Consider the following 14,350-nt stretch of genomic DNA (forward strand, 5'->3'; position numbering starts at 1 on the left):
CGCCGATACAGCAACAAATCTGAGGAGGCAAGAGGCCCCAACGTCGTCGAAAGCCAACGCGGCGCTCACGACGTCTCGTTCCTCGGCAAGAGCCGCGAGCTCACGCCGAAACAGCAACGAATTAGAAGAGCCAAAGAGGCCTCACCGCCGTCGAGAGCCAGTCGGCGGCCACGACATCCCATTCCTCGGCAAGAGCCGCGAACTCGCGCCGAAACAGCAACGAATCAGAGGAGCGTAATGAGTACTTTCGTCCTGGTGCCGGGGTTCTGGCTGGGTGCGTGGGCCTGGAAGGACGTTGTGGACGATCTTCGGGCGTCGGGGCACGTCGCGTACCCCCTCAGCCTCACCGGGCTCGCCGACCGAGCGCATCTGCTCTCACCCGAGCTCACCCTCGACGACCACATCAACGACATCGTCAACCTCATCACCTTTGAGGATCTGCACGACGTCATCCTGGTCGCGCACAGTGGAAGCGGCGGCACGGTCACCGCGGCCGCCGGCAGGGTCCCCGAACGTGTCGCCCGTGTCGTCTATGTCGACAGCGGCCCGGTCCCGGACGGCATGGCCCAGATCGACCTCGTCGGACGGGAAACCGTGGAGGCCGCGCTCGTCGACGGCTACCGGTTCCCTTTCGTCGCCTTGGAGAGCCATCCCGGCGCCGCGGGTCTGACCCAGGAGGCCAGGGACCTGATGGCCGCCCGGGCCACCGACCAGCCGCTCGGCCCGATCAACCAGCCCATCTTCCTCACCGGCGCCGTCGACAAACTCCCCAAAACGCTCGTGAGCTGCATGTTCTCAACAGCCCAGATAAAGGACCTGATGTCCCAAGGCCACCCCTACTTCGCCGCGGTGACCGGCCCGGAATGGCAGATCCGCGAACTCCCCACCAGCCACTGGCCGATGTTCTCCCGCCCAGCGGATCTTTCGGCACTGTTGCAAGCCCCGTAAGTATCCAAGGCGAGCGCCTTTACAAAGTAGAGTACGGCGTGAGTTCCGTCGGTTCCGCGATCACGTCTACCAGGGCGCCGTTGCGCAGCACCGTCACCGGCAACGGCCGCCCGATCGCCTCCGCGAACATCAGCCGCTGTAACCCCTGCGCGTCCCCCACCGGCTTGCACCCCGCGCTCAGCACCAGATCCCCCGCCCGCAACCCGGCCCGCGCCGCCGGCGACCCCGCGACCACTTCCACCACCCGCAACGCGCTCGCCTGCCCGACCCGCTCCCTGATCGCGGGCGGCAGCGGCGCGGGCGTCGTGACCAGCCCGAGGTAGGCCCGCCGTACCCGCCCGTCGCGCATCAGAGCGGCCACGATCGACCGCGTCGTGGAGTTGATCGGAACCGCCAGGCCAAGACCGGTTCCGGCCACCGCCGTGTTGATGCCCACCACGTGCCCGCCGGCGTCGGCGAGCGCGCCGCCGGAATTGCCGGGGTTGAGGGCCGCGTCGGTCTGGATGACATCCTCGATCAGCCGCACCGCGGACCCGCTGCGCGCGGGCAGCGAACGCCCTAAACCCGACACCACCCCCGCGGTCACCGAGCCGGTGAGGCCCAGCGGCGTGCCCACGGCCACCACCAGCTGGCCGACCACCAGCGTGTCGCTGTCCCCCAGCGTGACCGGCGGCGGGGTGGGCTCCAGCGCCCGCAGCACGGCCAGATCCGACAGCGGATCCGCGCCGACGACCGCGAACTCCGCGCTCGTCCCGTCGGAGAAGGCGGCGGAGCCGGTCCGCGCCGACCCGACCACATGCGCGTTCGTGAGCAGGAACCCGTCCGTCGTGAAGATCACCGCGGAGCCGCTGGACCGCCCCGCCTTGACGCTTGCCACCTTGGGCGTCAGCTCTGCCGCGACGGACGCGACGATCTTGGAGTACTCATCCATGGGGCACCACCTTCAATACACCAATTACTTCATTACACCTCATCTCTCAGGACATTTGTCCTCCCCAACAGAGGATTGCGCGGCCTGCCGGGCAAGCCGCCAGGAAAAATACCGTTCTGACCATGACGAACGCCGTCGTCCTCGACGACATCCGCAAGAGCTACCAGGACGTGACCGCCGTCGCCGGGCTCTCCCTCACCATCCCCGAGGGCCAGACGCTGGCCCTGTGCGGCGCCAACGGCGCCGGGAAGTCCACCGCCATCGGCATGCTGCTCGGCGTGATCACGCCCGACTCCGGACAGGCCCGCCTGTACGACCGCGACCCCGCGCAAGCCGTACAGCGCGGAATGGTCGGCGCGATGCAGCAGGAAGGCGGCACCCCGCCGCGGGTCACCGTGAAAGAGCTGCTGACCTTCGTACGGGCGACCTACCCGAACCCCCTCCCGATGGCCGAGGTCGTCGCCACCGCCCAGATCGCCGGTCTCGAGCGCAAACGCGTCGACCGCCTGTCCGGCGGCCAGCGCCAGCGGGTGCGCTTCGCGATGGCCCTCGCGGGCGACCCCCGCCTGCTGGTCCTGGACGAACCCACCGCCGCCCTGGACGTGCGCGCCCGCCGCGACTTCTGGGCCGCCATGCGGCGCCTCACCGACCGGGGCAAGACCATCGTCTTCGCCACTCACTACCTGGAGGAGGCCGACCGGCAGGCCGACCGCATCGTCGTGATGGCCGAAGGCCGGATCGCCGCCCAGGGCACCGGCGCCGACATCAAGGCGGCCGCCGAACTCGCCGCCGGAAGCCCCCTTGAGGACGCCTTCCTCACCCTTACTGACCAGAAACCCGTCCCATAGACAGCCGCACACCGCCGCAGCTGTCTAGATCACGACTTCTCATCAAACCTCGAAGGAGGACTGGCGATGATCCCCTATATCCGCCTCGAAGTCCGCAAGATGCTCCGCGACACCGGCTACGTGACCATGGGCCTGGCCGTCCCCCTGATCATGTATCTGCTCTTCACCACCCTGGCCATCCCCGCCGAGGACCGCCCAGAGGGCGCCCTCTGGTCGATGATCGGCATGGCCGCGTACGGCGCGCTCGGCGGCGCCTTCAGCAACGGCACCGGCACCGCCGAGGACAAATCCCTCGGCTGGCTGCGGCAGCTCCGCCTCACCCCGCTGACCCCGTGGCGGGTCATCCTCGGCAAGACGGCCACCGCCGCGATCATCGTCGTGCCGTCGATCGCCCTCGTCCTCCTCGCCGGCGCCCTGGTCAACCACGTCCGCCTCAACCCGATCCAGTGGATCGTCATCATCGCCCTGCTCTGGGTGGGCACCATCCCGTTCAGCCTGTTCGCCCTGGGCAACGGCTACCTGCTCTCCCCGCAGAACGCCGCCGCCGCCAACTTGGCCGGATATATCGGCCTATCGGTAGTCGGTGGCCTCTGGTTCCCCACCGCCAGCTTCCCCGGCTGGCTCGGCACGACCGCGAGATTGTCCCCGGTCAACGGCTACGCCAACCTCTCCTGGAGCGTCGCCTTCGACCACGCCCCCAACCCCCGCTCGGCCCTGGTGCTGCTCGCCTGGTTCGCCGTCTTCGCCGCCTACGCCAGGTACGGTTACCTGCGCTCGGACCGCATGGTGTGATGGAGACCGTGAAGACCCCCGAAGCGACCGGGATCCACATCTGGGTCCTGCTCACCGGGTTCCCCATCGCCGAGATCATCTCCGGCCGGAACCAGCCGCCCTGGCTGGCCTGGCCCGCGATCGCCGCCGTCGCCGCCCTCTACCTGTGGACCACCCGGCTCGCCTTCACCGACCGGGCCAGGGCCACCAGGATCGCCCTCCCCCTCCTGATCGTGGTGGGCGTCGCGTCCGCGCTCGCCTTCCAGGGCGCCTGGTCGTTCGTGCTGACCATGACCGCGATCGCCACCGGAACCGCCGTCAGGGCCGCCCGCGGCATGCTGCTCCTGCTCGCCCTCACCGCGGTGGCCCTGGCCGTGACGGCCGACCTCGGCCTGCTCCTGATGATGTTCTCCGGCTGGGGCGTGTTCATCGCCGGGCTCATCCCGTGGATCATCGTCCAGCTCTGGGACACCATCCACGAGCTCACCGAGACCCGCAAGGAGCTCGCCCGCGTCGCCGTCTCGGAGGAACGGCTGCGCTTCTCCCGCGACCTGCACGACCTGCTCGGCCACACCCTCTCGGTCATGGTCGTCAAAGCGGAGGCCGTGCGCCGTCTCGCCCCCGGCGACGGCGAGGCCGCCGCCCGGCAGGCCGCCGACATCGAGCAGATCGGCCGCCAGGCCCTCGCCGAGGTGCGCGCCGCCGTCACCGGCTACCGCGGGCGCGGCCTGGACGCCGAGCTCGCCGCCGCCCGCGACGTGCTCGCCGACGCGGGCATCAGCCTGCGCGTCCAGACCTCCGCCGTACGGCTCCCGCCGGAAACCGACGCCCTCCTCGGCTGGGCCGTACGCGAAGGAGTGACGAACGTCATCCGCCACAGCGCCGCCCGCTCCTGCCAGATCACCCTCAGCGACACCGGCGGCCTCGAACTGGAGATCCTCGACGACGGCCGGGGCGCGCCGGAACCCGTGGAAGGGAACGGGCTGGGCGGCCTGCGGGAACGGGTCGAGGCGGCCGGGGGGCGGCTGGCGGTCGCCGGGTCGAGCGGGTTCCGGCTGCGGGTGACCGTACCGGCATGATCAGGATTCTGCTGGCCGAGGACCAGACGATGATGCGCGGCGCGCTCGCGCTGCTGCTCGGCCTGGAGCCGGACATGGAGATCGTCGCGCAGGTCGCCGGCGGCGACGAGGTGGTCGCCGCCGCGCTGGACGCCCGGCCCGACGTGGCCCTGCTCGACATCGAGATGCCCGGCCGCGGCGGTCTGGAGGCCGCGGCCGACCTGCGCGAGCGCGTGCCCGGCTGCCGGGTGCTGATCCTCACCACGTTCGGCCGCCCGGGCTACCTGCGCCGGGCGATGGAGGCGGGCGCCTACGGCTTCCTGGTGAAGGACGGCCCCGTGGAGGAGCTCGCCGCCAGCATCCGCCGGGTGCTGGCGGGGGAACGCGTGATCGACCCGGCCCTGGCCGCCGCCGCGCTCAGCGCCGGGCCGAGCCCGCTCACCGACCGGGAACGCGACGTGCTCGCGGTCGCGGGCGACGGCGCCACGATCGCGGACATCGCCGCCCGCCTGCACCTGTCGGAGAGCACGGTGCGCAACTACCTGTCCTCGGCCATCGGCAAGACCGGCACCCGCAACCGGGTCGAGGCGGCCAGGCTGGCCCGCCACAACGGCTGGCTGTGAGCGATCACACTTTCAGCTGGTCGGCCATCTCCCTGAACGTGATCTCGGCCAGCGCCCGCTGCCCCGCCACGTTCGGATGGAAGAAGTCCCACGCGCTGACCTGGTCGAGCGTGAACGGGTAGGCGAAGACCTGGCCGCCGTCGTAGCGGCAGCCGGGGCCGTACTCGGCGCAGGCCGCCGCCAGCTCGGCGTTGTACGCCACGACCCGCGCCCGCACCCGATCCCGGCGCTCCGCGTCCTTCTTCGCCGCCGACCCCGGATTGGCCAGCAGCGCCTGGCAGACCTTGCCGATCGACCAGAACGTCCTGGCCAGCGGGTTGTCCTTGCCGACACGCCACAGATGCTTGAGGTCGGGGACGCTGGCCAGGAACACCCGCGCCCCGGTCGGCCGCAGCTCCCGTAACGCGGCCGCGACGCGCTGCCGGTAGGCGGCCACCGGCGTCATCTGCTTCTCGGTACGGACGCAGGCGTCGTTCGCCCCGATCAGGATCGTGACATAGGTGGCCTTGGCCGCCACCGCCGCGCGCGCCTGCCCGAGCAGATCGGCGCTGGCCGACCCGGACACGGCGAAGTTCAGGTTGCGGCCCCGCACGTCCGCCCCCGCGGCCAGCATGCGCAGGTAGTGGCTGTCGACCTCCGGGTGATCGCCCGCCGCCCAGGAGCGCGACGGGCAGGCGACATACCAGCCGCAGGCGTTGAAGCCCACGCTGATCGAATCCCCGAGCGCCGCCAGCACCACCGGTTCGGCCCGGGCCGCCGCCGTCCCGGTCATCGGCCAGCACAACGCGACCACGAGCACGGGCGTGATCTTCTTGATCATGGGCACCTCCGGGAGCCCAAGCTAGAGATCGCGAAGATGTCTGCTCTATCACCATCCGGGCAGGCGTCCCTTCCATGACCAACTTCCTATCGGCTCTTGACATGGAGCCCCCGCCCAAAGGGGCACCCAAATGTCGAACACGTTCAGTTTCTGCGTAGAGTGTGTGGAGTGAGTGTCGCTCTCGGACTTCAACGTCCCCTGGTGGTTCGCACGGTTCCGGTAGGCGACGTCGGGGACCTGATCGCGCGTCTCCCCGACACCGCCCCCTACGCCTGGGTGCGGCACGGCGAAGGTCTCGTCGGCTGGGGAGAGGCCGCCAGCGTCACCGTCCCGTACGGGCCTGGCCGCTTCGCCTGGGCGCGGGCCTGGCTCAATTCGGTCTTCCACACCGCCGACATCCACGACCAGGTGGGCCTGCCCGGCTCGGGACCGGTCGCGTTCGGCTCCTTCACCTTCGACCCCGGCTCCCCCGGCTCCACCCTCGTCGTGCCCAGGACCGTGCTGGCCCGCCGGGACGGCCGCGCCTGGCTGACCACCATCGGCGAGGACACCCTCGACCTGGTCACCCCGGTCCGCACCCCCGGCCGGATCCGCTACAGCGACGGCTCGCTCACCTCGATGGAGTGGGAGCACGCGGTCGCCACCGCGGTCAAGGAGATCACCGGCGGCCGCCTGGACAAGGTCGTGCTGGCCCGCGACCTGATCGCCACCGCCGACCGCGAGATCGACCCGCGCGCCCTGCTGGCCCGGCTCGCCTCCCGTTACCCCGAGTGCTACACCTTCTCGGTCGGCGGCTCAGTCGGCAAACTCCTGGTCGGCGCGACCCCCGAACTCCTGGTCCGGCACACCGGCCGGGCGATCGAGTCGCTCGTGCTGGCCGGGACCTCGCCCACCGGCGCCGACCCCGCCGACCTGTTCCGCTCGGAGAAGAACCAGTACGAGCACGCCTGCGTGGTCGCCTCCGTGCGGGACGCGCTGACCCCCCTCTGCGAGACCCTCGACGTGCCCGACCGGCCCGAGCTCCTGGTCCTGCCGAACGTGCAGCATCTGGCCAGCCGGGTCACCGGGCGCCTGTCCGACGGCGCGTCCGTGCTGGACGTGGTCGCCGCCATGCACCCCACCGCCGCCGTCGGCGGCACCCCGACCGCGACCGCGCTTGAGGTCATCCGCGAACTGGAGGACATGGACCGGGGCGGCTACGCGGGCCCGGTCGGCTGGATCGACGCCCGCGGCGACGGCGAATGGGGCATCGCGTTACGCTGCGCCGCCATCACCGGCGACCGCGCCCGCCTGTTCGCCGGCTGCGGCATCATGGGCGAATCCGACCCGGCCAGTGAATTAGCCGAGGCACAGGCCAAACTCCGCGTCATGCGCTACGCCCTGGAGGGCTGAGCTCACCCGTTATCCGCCGCCGACGACTGTCTACGTGGCGGGGACGTGCAACCCGGCCCCAGGCGCCGCGGCCGCACGGCCCGCCGTCGCCGTGGCCAGCCAGTCCGTGAAGCCCGGCAGGCCGCTTTCCGCGACGGCGACCTCGAAGGCGACCTGGTTGCCATAGTCGACTCCGCGCGGCGGGTGGCCGGAGGCCCGTAGATCGTTCTCGAGGCGGCCGGCGTGGGCGTGGTCGATGGTGACCGTGACCAGCCGGGCCGGGACCATGGTGATCGGCGACGCCCGGTCGAGAGTCTCGCTCACCACGCCGCCGTACGCCCGGACCAGACCGCCCGCGCCGAGCAGCACGCCGCCGAAATACCGGGTGACCACCGCCACGACGTCCGCGAACCCCCGCCGGATCAGCACATCCAGCATCGGCGTCCCCGCCGTCCCACCGGGCTCGCCGTCGTCGTCGGCCTTCCGCGTGCGCGTGCCGATCACATAGGCGGTGCAGTTGTGCGACGCGTCCGCCCGCCGCCGCGCCGCGATGAACGCCCGCGCCTCCTCCTCAGAACCGGCCGGACCCAGCGCGCACAGAAACCGCGACCGCCGCACCTCGGTCTCGTGCTCCACGACCTCGCTGATCGTCAGCCAGGACCCAGTTTCCCCAGGTAGCTCTCGGGTCACCGTGTCAGCACCGAACCAGCACCAAAATTTCACCCCAGACCGGGCCCATTGAAGAGCCCGTCCAAAATATCACGTGCGCTGCGGAGGTCCCGGCAGGCCCAGTGCGGTGAGCAGGCCGCGCATGTCGTCGGCCTGTTTGCTCATGGCGCGGCCGTCGGCAGATCGCTCACCCGCTCCGGTGCCGCGCAGAAAGGGTGCGGACACGCCCGACATGACCATATGCGGAGAGAGGCAGCGTACCGGTGGCTGCCTGCCTTGCTATTCCGGCAACGAGCTGGGTTCGCCGCCACTGGCGACGATGACGGTGCCGTTGATGTAGCTGCTCCCGGCCTCGATGAGGAACTGGACGACCGAGGCGATTTCCTCGGGTTCTCCGATCCGCTCGCGGAGATTGGCCCGTCCGAGTGCCTCAACGTTGTCGCCGAGCATGGCGGTGGTACCCGCGGTGCGGACCGGCCCGGGCGACACCCCGTTGATCCGGACGCCGCGTGCGCCGAATTCCGTGGCCCAGGAACGCGTCAGCAGCTCGATGGCGGCCTTCGATGCGCCGTACGCGCCACCGATCGGTGCGGGCGACGTCGCCGCGGTCGAGGTGATGTTGACGATCCACCCGTGCCCACGTTCGGCCATGGCGGGCGCCAACGCGCCGACGAGCAGGAACGGGGCCCGGGTGTTGATCGCGAACTGCTGGTCGAAACTGTCGGCCGTTGTATCCGGCGTGCTGGTGAACGCATAGATTCCGGCGTTGTTGACCAGGATGTCCACGTCACCCGCCTCTGCGGCGAGTGCCAGGACCTCCTCGGCGTTCGCCAGGTCCGCCGCGGCGAAACGCGCGCTGCCGCCTCCTGCCGAGATTTCCTTGACGAGCTGGGCACCGCGTTCGGGGTCGCGGCCGTGGGCGATCACATCGATGCCGCCGGCTGCCAGTTGCCGCGCGACGGCGCGGCCGATACCGGCGGTCGCGCCGGTCACGAGGGCCGTACGGGCGCGTTCGGGGACGGTGGTCATTTTGTCGGCCTCACTTTCTGGGTTGTTCTGTCCAGAAAGTAGGGGCAAATTCTGGATTGCGCAACCCACTATCCGGTAACCTCGAGACGTGGCCGAAGCACCGAAACCTCGTCGTCTGACCCCGAAAGGCCAGGCAACGAGGAACCGCATCATCGAAGCGGCGACCGCGCTCATCGCCCAGCACGGCGTGGCCGGCACCGGTATCGAGGACGTACGCGCGGCCGCCGAGGTCAGCGGCTCGCAGCTCTATCACTACTTCGACAGCAAGCAGGCCCTCATCAGGGCGGTCATCACCCGGCAGGCGGACTCGGTCCTCCAGCCCGGCCAGCCGCGGATCGCGGCCCTGGACAGCTTCGAAGCCCTGCGCGCCTGGGCCGACGCGGCGATCGAACGGCAGCGGGAGAACGGCTGCCGCGGCGAGTGCGATCTCGGTTCATTGGCCGGCGAGCTGAGCACCACAGACGAGGAGTCCCGGACCGACCTCGCGAACGGCTTCCTGCGCTGGAAGGACTTGATCCTCAACGGGCTGCAGGCCATGCGCGATCGCGAGGAACTTCGAGCCGACGCAGACCTCGACGAACTGGCCTTCGCGCTGCTGTCCGCGTTGCAGGGCGGCACTCTGCTGTCCCAGACCATGCGCAACGTGCAGCCCCTCGAGGCATCGATGAACGCCACACTGGCCTACATCCGCTCGTTCGAGGGGATCACGGGCGATGCAGCACCACGTACCCCTCCTGGTCGAAGATCACCTGGTAGCCGTCGCGTTTGAGTTCCTCCACCCGTTCGCGCTGCCGGTCGGGTGACCCCCATGGGTAGGAGACCCGGGCCACGTCGGCGACGATCCACGGCGCGACGGCGGGCCGGTCCTCCCACAGCAGGACGGTGGCACGGCCGGACAGGTGCGGCCCGACGTGGTTGATCGCTTCCACCACGGCCCCGTCGGGTATGGCGCGCACCGCCGCCTCGGCGGCCACCACGTCGGGCTGGGACTCGTAGAACTCGGGGCGGATGAGCTGGTCGAACGGGAACCTCGGCGCCAGTGTCAGCGCCACCGCGCAGGCCGCGGCCGCCCAGGTGAGTCCGAGGCCGCCGCGCCCGGTCCAGCGCATGAGCCGCGCCGTGCCGTCCACCCCGGCGCAGATCACCACAGCCACGATGAACGCGCTGTGATGGAAGTCGGTGCCCCACCAGATCGACCGGTCCGACAGCATGCGTTCCAGGTACGGCGGCACCGCCAGCAGGATGATCGGCGAGCACAGGCAGGTCAGCAGCGCGGGCCAGAGCAGGAACATCAGCGTGTCGAGCTTCACCATGGGACTGACGAGCGTGTGCAGCACGCCGAGCGGATCAGTGATCATCTTCCCGGCCAGCGCCGGAATGTCGGTCCCGAGGTGGTCGTACGCCCAGTACATGCGCGGATCTCCGCCGACGGCGGGGATGAGCACGCCGCGGACGAGCCAGGTGTAGAAGATCCCCACCCCGATGTACATGAACCCGTCGAAACGCCGCCCCTTTGTCAGGGCGAACACCCCGAAACCCAGCACCATCAGGCCCATGTCCTCTTTGACCAGGATCAGCCCGGCGGCGGCCAGCGCGGCGTGGCCGTGCCGTTCGGCGTGGAACCGCTCGACCATCAGCGAGATCAGCACCGGCGCGAACGCCACCTCGTGGAAGTCGAAGTTCACCGCCCGCGCGACCGGCCAGGACAGCGCGTAGGCGATGGCCACGAGGTAGGCGGGAGCCGGGCCGAGCACCCGCCGGGTGTACCGCCAGATCGGCACGATCGCCAGCGCGAACAGCGCGGCCTGCGCGACGATCAGCGTCTCCGGGCCGTCGTGCACCCAGTAGAGCGGCGCGAGCAGCGCCAGGATCGGCGAGAAGTGCTCGCCGAGCTGGTTGAAGTCCATCCCCTCGCCGAGATTCATCCCGCGGAGCGGACTGGTCGGCGCGCCGAACCCGGCCATCCCCCGGACCGCCTGGTCGAAGAGCGTGAGATCGAGACTCGTCGTCCGGAACAGGTTGTGCCGCACCAGCGCGAGCAGGGTGTAGATCCCCATCGCCGCGATCGTGATCGCCGCGACGCCCACGACATGCCGGGACCGATCGCCGCCGTCCCGTACGGCCAGCCGGGGAAGCGCGGCCAGGCGAATGGCCATCACCCGGGCAGCCTGCGGAAGATCGCTCGCGGCACGTGCCGGAGCACCGCCATGACCTGGCGCAGCACCCCGGGAACCCAGATCGTCCCGGCCCTGGACCGCAACCCGGCGTGGATCGCGACGGCGACCGCGTCCGGTGTGGTCGCGAAGGGCGCGGGCGGCAGGCCTTCCGTCATTTTCGTGTGGACGAATCCGGGGCGTACCACCAGGACCCGCACCCCGGAACCGTGCAGCACGTCGGCCAGTCCCTGGGCGAACGCGTCCAGACCGGCCTTCGCCGAGGCGTACACGAAGTTGGCCCGGCGCGGCCGTTCCGCGGCGACGGAGGAGAGCACGACGAGCGCGCCGTGCCCCTGCTCGCGCAGCGCGTTCGCGCAGACCAGCGCGGCCGACATGGCCCCCACGTAGGTGACGGCGGCGATCTCGGCGGCTTTCACCGGATCGAGCGCGTTCGTGCCGAGCACCCCGCAGGCCACGAGCACCACGTCGATGTCGCCGCCGGCGAACACCTCGCCGAACGCCTTCTCATGATCGCTGACCGCCGTCGCCTCGAACGCCACCGTCTCCACGGCCGCGCCCGCCGTGCGCAGTTCGTCGGCCGCCCTGGTCAGCGCCCCGGACGGGCGGGCGGCGAGCACCACGCGGCGGACCCGCCTGCGGACCAGCAGCCGGGCCGTGGCCAGCGCGATGTCCGACGTCCCGCCGACGACCAGCAGCGACTGCGGATCGCGGAAAGCGTTGTTCACAGTCGGAGCCTCCTGGCCAGGTCGGACTGGAACACCCCGGCGGGATCCAGCAGAGCGCGGACCTCACGGAACCGGGCCAGACCCGGATACATCGCGGGCAACGACTCGGGCGCGAGCCGGGCGTCCTTGGCCAGGTAGACCCGCCCGCCCGCGCCGATCACGGCCTGGTCGCAGGCGTCCAGCAACTCGGGCAGCCCGGGCGCGGCGGCCGGGAAGTCGAGCGCCAGCGTCCAGCCCTCGATCGGGAACGACAACAGCCCCTCCCCCGCGGGTCCGAGCCGTTTGAGCACCGCCAGAAAGGACGGCACCCCGGATCGGGCGATCCGCCGGACCACACTTTTCAGGCCTTCCCCGTATGGCACCGCGAACTGGTACTGCACGAACCCGTCCGGCCCGTAGATCCGATTCCAGTCGCGAATCCGGTCCAGCGGGTGGAAGTACGCACCGAGCGGCATCGACCGCACGCTCACCCGGGGCGCTTTGCCGTACCAGAGGTGGTTGAACAGCGCGGCCGTGTGCCGGTTCAGCAACCCGCCGGGCATGTGCCGCGGCACGCTCAGCAGCGGCCCCTTGAGCGCCGCCGTCACCGGGCCCTCGGTGTGGGCGGCCTGGTCGACGATGCCGCGCCCGCGCTCGGACAGGCAGTCGAGCCAGGCCACCGCGTACCGGGCGGTGCTGCCGGACAGGCAGGCCAGGACGTCGTCCAGGTCGCGGCAGCGGCGGGTCTCGACCAGCAGCGTCGGCGAGCCGATCGGGATCGGACGCAGGACCGCGCGGGTCACCACCCCGGTCAGGCCCATCCCGCCGGTGGTGGCGTGGAAGGCCGCCTCGCCCGGCCGTAGCGTCCTGACCATGCCCTCGGCGGTGAGCAGGTCGAGTTCCTCGACGTGCGCCGCGAACGAGCCGTCGGCGGGATGGTTCTTGCCGTGCACGTCGGCCGCCACCGCGCCGCCGACCGTGACATGCCGGGTGCCGGGTACGACCGGGAGGAACCGCCCGCGCGGCGCCAGCGCGCGGATCAGCTCGCCCAGACTGGCGCCCCCCTCGGCGACGAGCCGGTCACCGGTCAGGTCGAACGTCCGCAACCGGGTCAGGTCGACCACGACCCCGCCGCCGTTCTGCGCCGGATCGCCGTAACTGCGGCCGAGCCCGCGGGCGATCACGCCACGCCTGCCCGCTGTCTGTACGGCTGCCGCGAGCTCGTCCACCGAACCCGGCCGGAGCACCCGGGCCCGCGAGGGGGACGTCCGCCCCCAGCCGGCGAGCAGCGCGTCAGCCATTCGCGCCCACGAACAGCGCCACCCACGCGACGCCGAGCCCCAGCAGCCAGCGATCCCCGAACACCACGCTCTCCGGCGCGCCGGCGGCGGCCCGGTCGATGTGCCAGGCATACCGCAGGAAGGCCAGGCCGAACGGGATGATCGTGAGACTGTGCGCGGGGAACGCCCACAGGCAGTAAACGGTCATCGCGACCGTCCCCGCCGACTGCCAGACGAAGCGCAGGTAGCTCACCGAATACTGGTCGAGCGACGGCCGGACGGCCAGCCCGTCCGCGCCCAGCCGGGCCAGCTCGGAGAACCGCTTGCCGGCCACCGCGAACAGCGCCGCCGCGCCGAGCACGATCAGGAACCACCGGGTCAGCGGCACCGCCGCCATCACGCCGCCGTACGCGGCCCTGAGCAGGAAACCGGATGACACCACCGCCATGTCGACGATGAGCACATGCTTCAGCCACCGGCAGTAACACGCGTTGACCAGCAGATATCCGGCCAGCACCGCGGCCGCCGCCGGCCGCCAGGCCAGCGTGAGCGCCAGCGCGGTCACCGCGAGCACCGCCGCGCCGCCCAGCGCCACGCGCTCCGGCACGATTCCAGCGGCGACCGGCCGCAGGCGTTTCTCTGGGTGGCCCCGGTCCTCGCCGGCGTCAAGCACGTCGTTGAGGAAGTACACGGCGGACGCGGCGCAGCAGAACGCCACGAAAGCCACCCCCGTGCCGGCCAGCGTGCCGCCGTCGTACCGCTCGGCGGCCAGCGGCGCGGCGGCGACCAGCACATTCTTCACCCACTGGCGGGGCCGCGCGGTCCGGACCAGACCGCCGAGCCTGGTGGACGGGGCCACGGGGGCGGTGCTGGTGATGCTCACAGGCGGTCCCCCTGCGGTCGCTGATCCCTAGCCGCAGCGGACACTATCCACTGATCCACTACCAGGGGGAGAACGGCGGGTGAAGGCTGGACCGACCGACTGTGACCCATCGGAGGCGGCACGTCCAACGTCCTGCCAGCGCATTGCCGGCGGGTGAGCGCACAGTGAAGAAGTAAGCGAGGTGCCGCCCTGGACGCGGAATGCACCGATCCCAAAGATCACCACCTTTACAAAGTAT

Annotated in this window: 16 protein-coding genes; 7 read left to right on the plus strand and 9 right to left on the minus strand. The window is 70.8% G+C overall.

Annotated elements, in window-relative coordinates; all coding sequences use genetic code 11:
* Positions 1–237: 237 nt before the first annotated feature.
* The gene (locus Amac_RS29595; RefSeq protein ID WP_155357701.1) at positions 238–948 is read left to right on the plus strand and encodes an alpha/beta fold hydrolase; all 711 of its coding nucleotides are present in this window, start codon (positions 238–240) and stop codon (positions 946–948) included.
* A 19-nt stretch (positions 949–967) separates the two neighbouring features.
* Here the strand turns inward: Amac_RS29595 and Amac_RS29600 are convergent, their stop codons facing one another.
* Positions 968–1,879, minus strand: a complete 912-nt coding sequence (locus tag Amac_RS29600) for a S1C family serine protease (RefSeq protein WP_155357702.1) — start codon at positions 1,877–1,879, stop codon at positions 968–970.
* 122 nt (positions 1,880–2,001) lie between these two features.
* On the opposite strand from Amac_RS29600, the gene Amac_RS29605 reads away from it, so the two are divergent.
* The 4 genes from Amac_RS29605 to Amac_RS29620 all read left to right on the plus strand — a co-directional run bounded on the left by Amac_RS29605 (position 2,002) and on the right by Amac_RS29620 (position 5,179).
* Positions 2,002–2,727 carry an ABC transporter ATP-binding protein gene (locus Amac_RS29605; RefSeq protein ID WP_155357703.1) on the plus strand — a complete coding sequence of 242 codons (726 nt, stop codon included), beginning with the start codon at positions 2,002–2,004 and terminating at the stop codon, positions 2,725–2,727.
* Positions 2,728–2,793: 66 nt separating this feature from the next.
* Positions 2,794–3,519 carry an ABC transporter permease gene (locus Amac_RS29610; RefSeq protein ID WP_155357704.1) on the plus strand — a complete coding sequence of 242 codons (726 nt, stop codon included), beginning with the start codon at positions 2,794–2,796 and terminating at the stop codon, positions 3,517–3,519.
* Entirely contained in the window at positions 3,519–4,577 is a 1,059-nt protein-coding gene (locus Amac_RS29615; RefSeq protein WP_155357705.1) for a sensor histidine kinase, read from the plus strand. The genes Amac_RS29610 and Amac_RS29615 overlap by 1 nt, the downstream gene beginning before the upstream one ends.
* Positions 4,574–5,179 (plus strand): response regulator transcription factor, encoded by a 606-nt coding sequence (locus Amac_RS29620; protein ID WP_155357706.1) that lies wholly within the window; start codon positions 4,574–4,576, stop codon positions 5,177–5,179. Before Amac_RS29615 ends, Amac_RS29620 begins: the two co-directional genes overlap by 4 nt.
* 4 nt (positions 5,180–5,183) lie before the next feature.
* On the opposite strand, the gene Amac_RS29625 is transcribed toward Amac_RS29620, so the two are convergent.
* Entirely contained in the window at positions 5,184–5,999 is an 816-nt protein-coding gene (locus Amac_RS29625) for a GDSL-type esterase/lipase family protein (RefSeq protein ID WP_155357707.1), read from the minus strand.
* A gap of 168 nt (positions 6,000–6,167) precedes the next feature.
* Here Amac_RS29625 and Amac_RS29630 point away from each other — a divergent pair, with 168 nt between their 5' ends.
* Positions 6,168–7,391 (plus strand): isochorismate synthase, encoded by a 1,224-nt coding sequence (locus Amac_RS29630; protein ID WP_155357708.1) that lies wholly within the window; start codon positions 6,168–6,170, stop codon positions 7,389–7,391.
* 30 nt (positions 7,392–7,421) lie between these two features.
* Here the strand turns inward: Amac_RS29630 and Amac_RS29635 are convergent, their stop codons facing one another.
* The 3 genes from Amac_RS29635 to Amac_RS29640 all read right to left on the minus strand — a co-directional run bounded on the left by Amac_RS29635 (position 7,422) and on the right by Amac_RS29640 (position 9,032).
* The gene (locus Amac_RS29635) at positions 7,422–8,006 is read right to left on the minus strand and encodes an IMPACT family protein (RefSeq protein WP_246268786.1); all 585 of its coding nucleotides are present in this window, start codon (positions 8,004–8,006) and stop codon (positions 7,422–7,424) included.
* 123 nt (positions 8,007–8,129) lie between these two features.
* Positions 8,130–8,264 carry a hypothetical protein gene (locus tag Amac_RS57445; RefSeq protein ID WP_281356354.1) on the minus strand — a complete coding sequence of 45 codons (135 nt, stop codon included), beginning with the start codon at positions 8,262–8,264 and terminating at the stop codon, positions 8,130–8,132.
* 54 nt (positions 8,265–8,318) lie between these two features.
* A complete protein-coding gene (locus Amac_RS29640; RefSeq protein WP_218041367.1) occupies positions 8,319–9,032 on the minus strand; it encodes an SDR family NAD(P)-dependent oxidoreductase in 714 nt (237 codons plus the stop codon).
* 124 nt (positions 9,033–9,156) lie between these two features.
* Here Amac_RS29640 and Amac_RS29645 point away from each other — a divergent pair, with 124 nt between their 5' ends.
* Positions 9,157–9,837: a TetR/AcrR family transcriptional regulator gene (locus Amac_RS29645; protein ID WP_155357711.1), complete on the plus strand. Its 681-nt coding sequence runs from the start codon at positions 9,157–9,159 to the stop codon at positions 9,835–9,837.
* Here Amac_RS29645 and Amac_RS29650 read toward each other — a convergent pair.
* Genes Amac_RS29650 through Amac_RS29665 form a run of 4 tightly spaced genes read right to left on the minus strand, consistent with a single transcriptional unit; the run spans position 9,773 to position 14,112 of the window.
* Positions 9,773–11,224, minus strand: coding sequence for a DUF2079 domain-containing protein (locus Amac_RS29650; RefSeq protein WP_155357859.1), 1,452 nt, complete (start codon positions 11,222–11,224; stop codon positions 9,773–9,775). The genes Amac_RS29645 and Amac_RS29650 overlap by 65 nt on opposite strands.
* Positions 11,224–11,970 carry a decaprenylphospho-beta-D-erythro-pentofuranosid-2-ulose 2-reductase gene (gene dprE2 / locus Amac_RS29655; RefSeq protein ID WP_155357712.1) on the minus strand — a complete coding sequence of 249 codons (747 nt, stop codon included), beginning with the start codon at positions 11,968–11,970 and terminating at the stop codon, positions 11,224–11,226. The genes Amac_RS29650 and dprE2 overlap by 1 nt, the downstream gene beginning before the upstream one ends.
* A complete protein-coding gene (locus tag Amac_RS29660) occupies positions 11,967–13,250 on the minus strand; it encodes an FAD-binding oxidoreductase (RefSeq protein WP_155357713.1) in 1,284 nt (427 codons plus the stop codon). The genes dprE2 and Amac_RS29660 overlap by 4 nt, the downstream gene beginning before the upstream one ends.
* Positions 13,243–14,112 carry a decaprenyl-phosphate phosphoribosyltransferase gene (locus Amac_RS29665; RefSeq protein WP_155357714.1) on the minus strand — a complete coding sequence of 290 codons (870 nt, stop codon included), beginning with the start codon at positions 14,110–14,112 and terminating at the stop codon, positions 13,243–13,245. The genes Amac_RS29660 and Amac_RS29665 overlap by 8 nt, the downstream gene beginning before the upstream one ends.
* Positions 14,113–14,350 lie beyond the last annotated feature (238 nt).

It is taken from the genome of Acrocarpospora macrocephala (genome assembly GCF_009687865.1).
GTDB lineage: Bacteria > Actinomycetota > Actinomycetes > Streptosporangiales > Streptosporangiaceae > Acrocarpospora > Acrocarpospora macrocephala.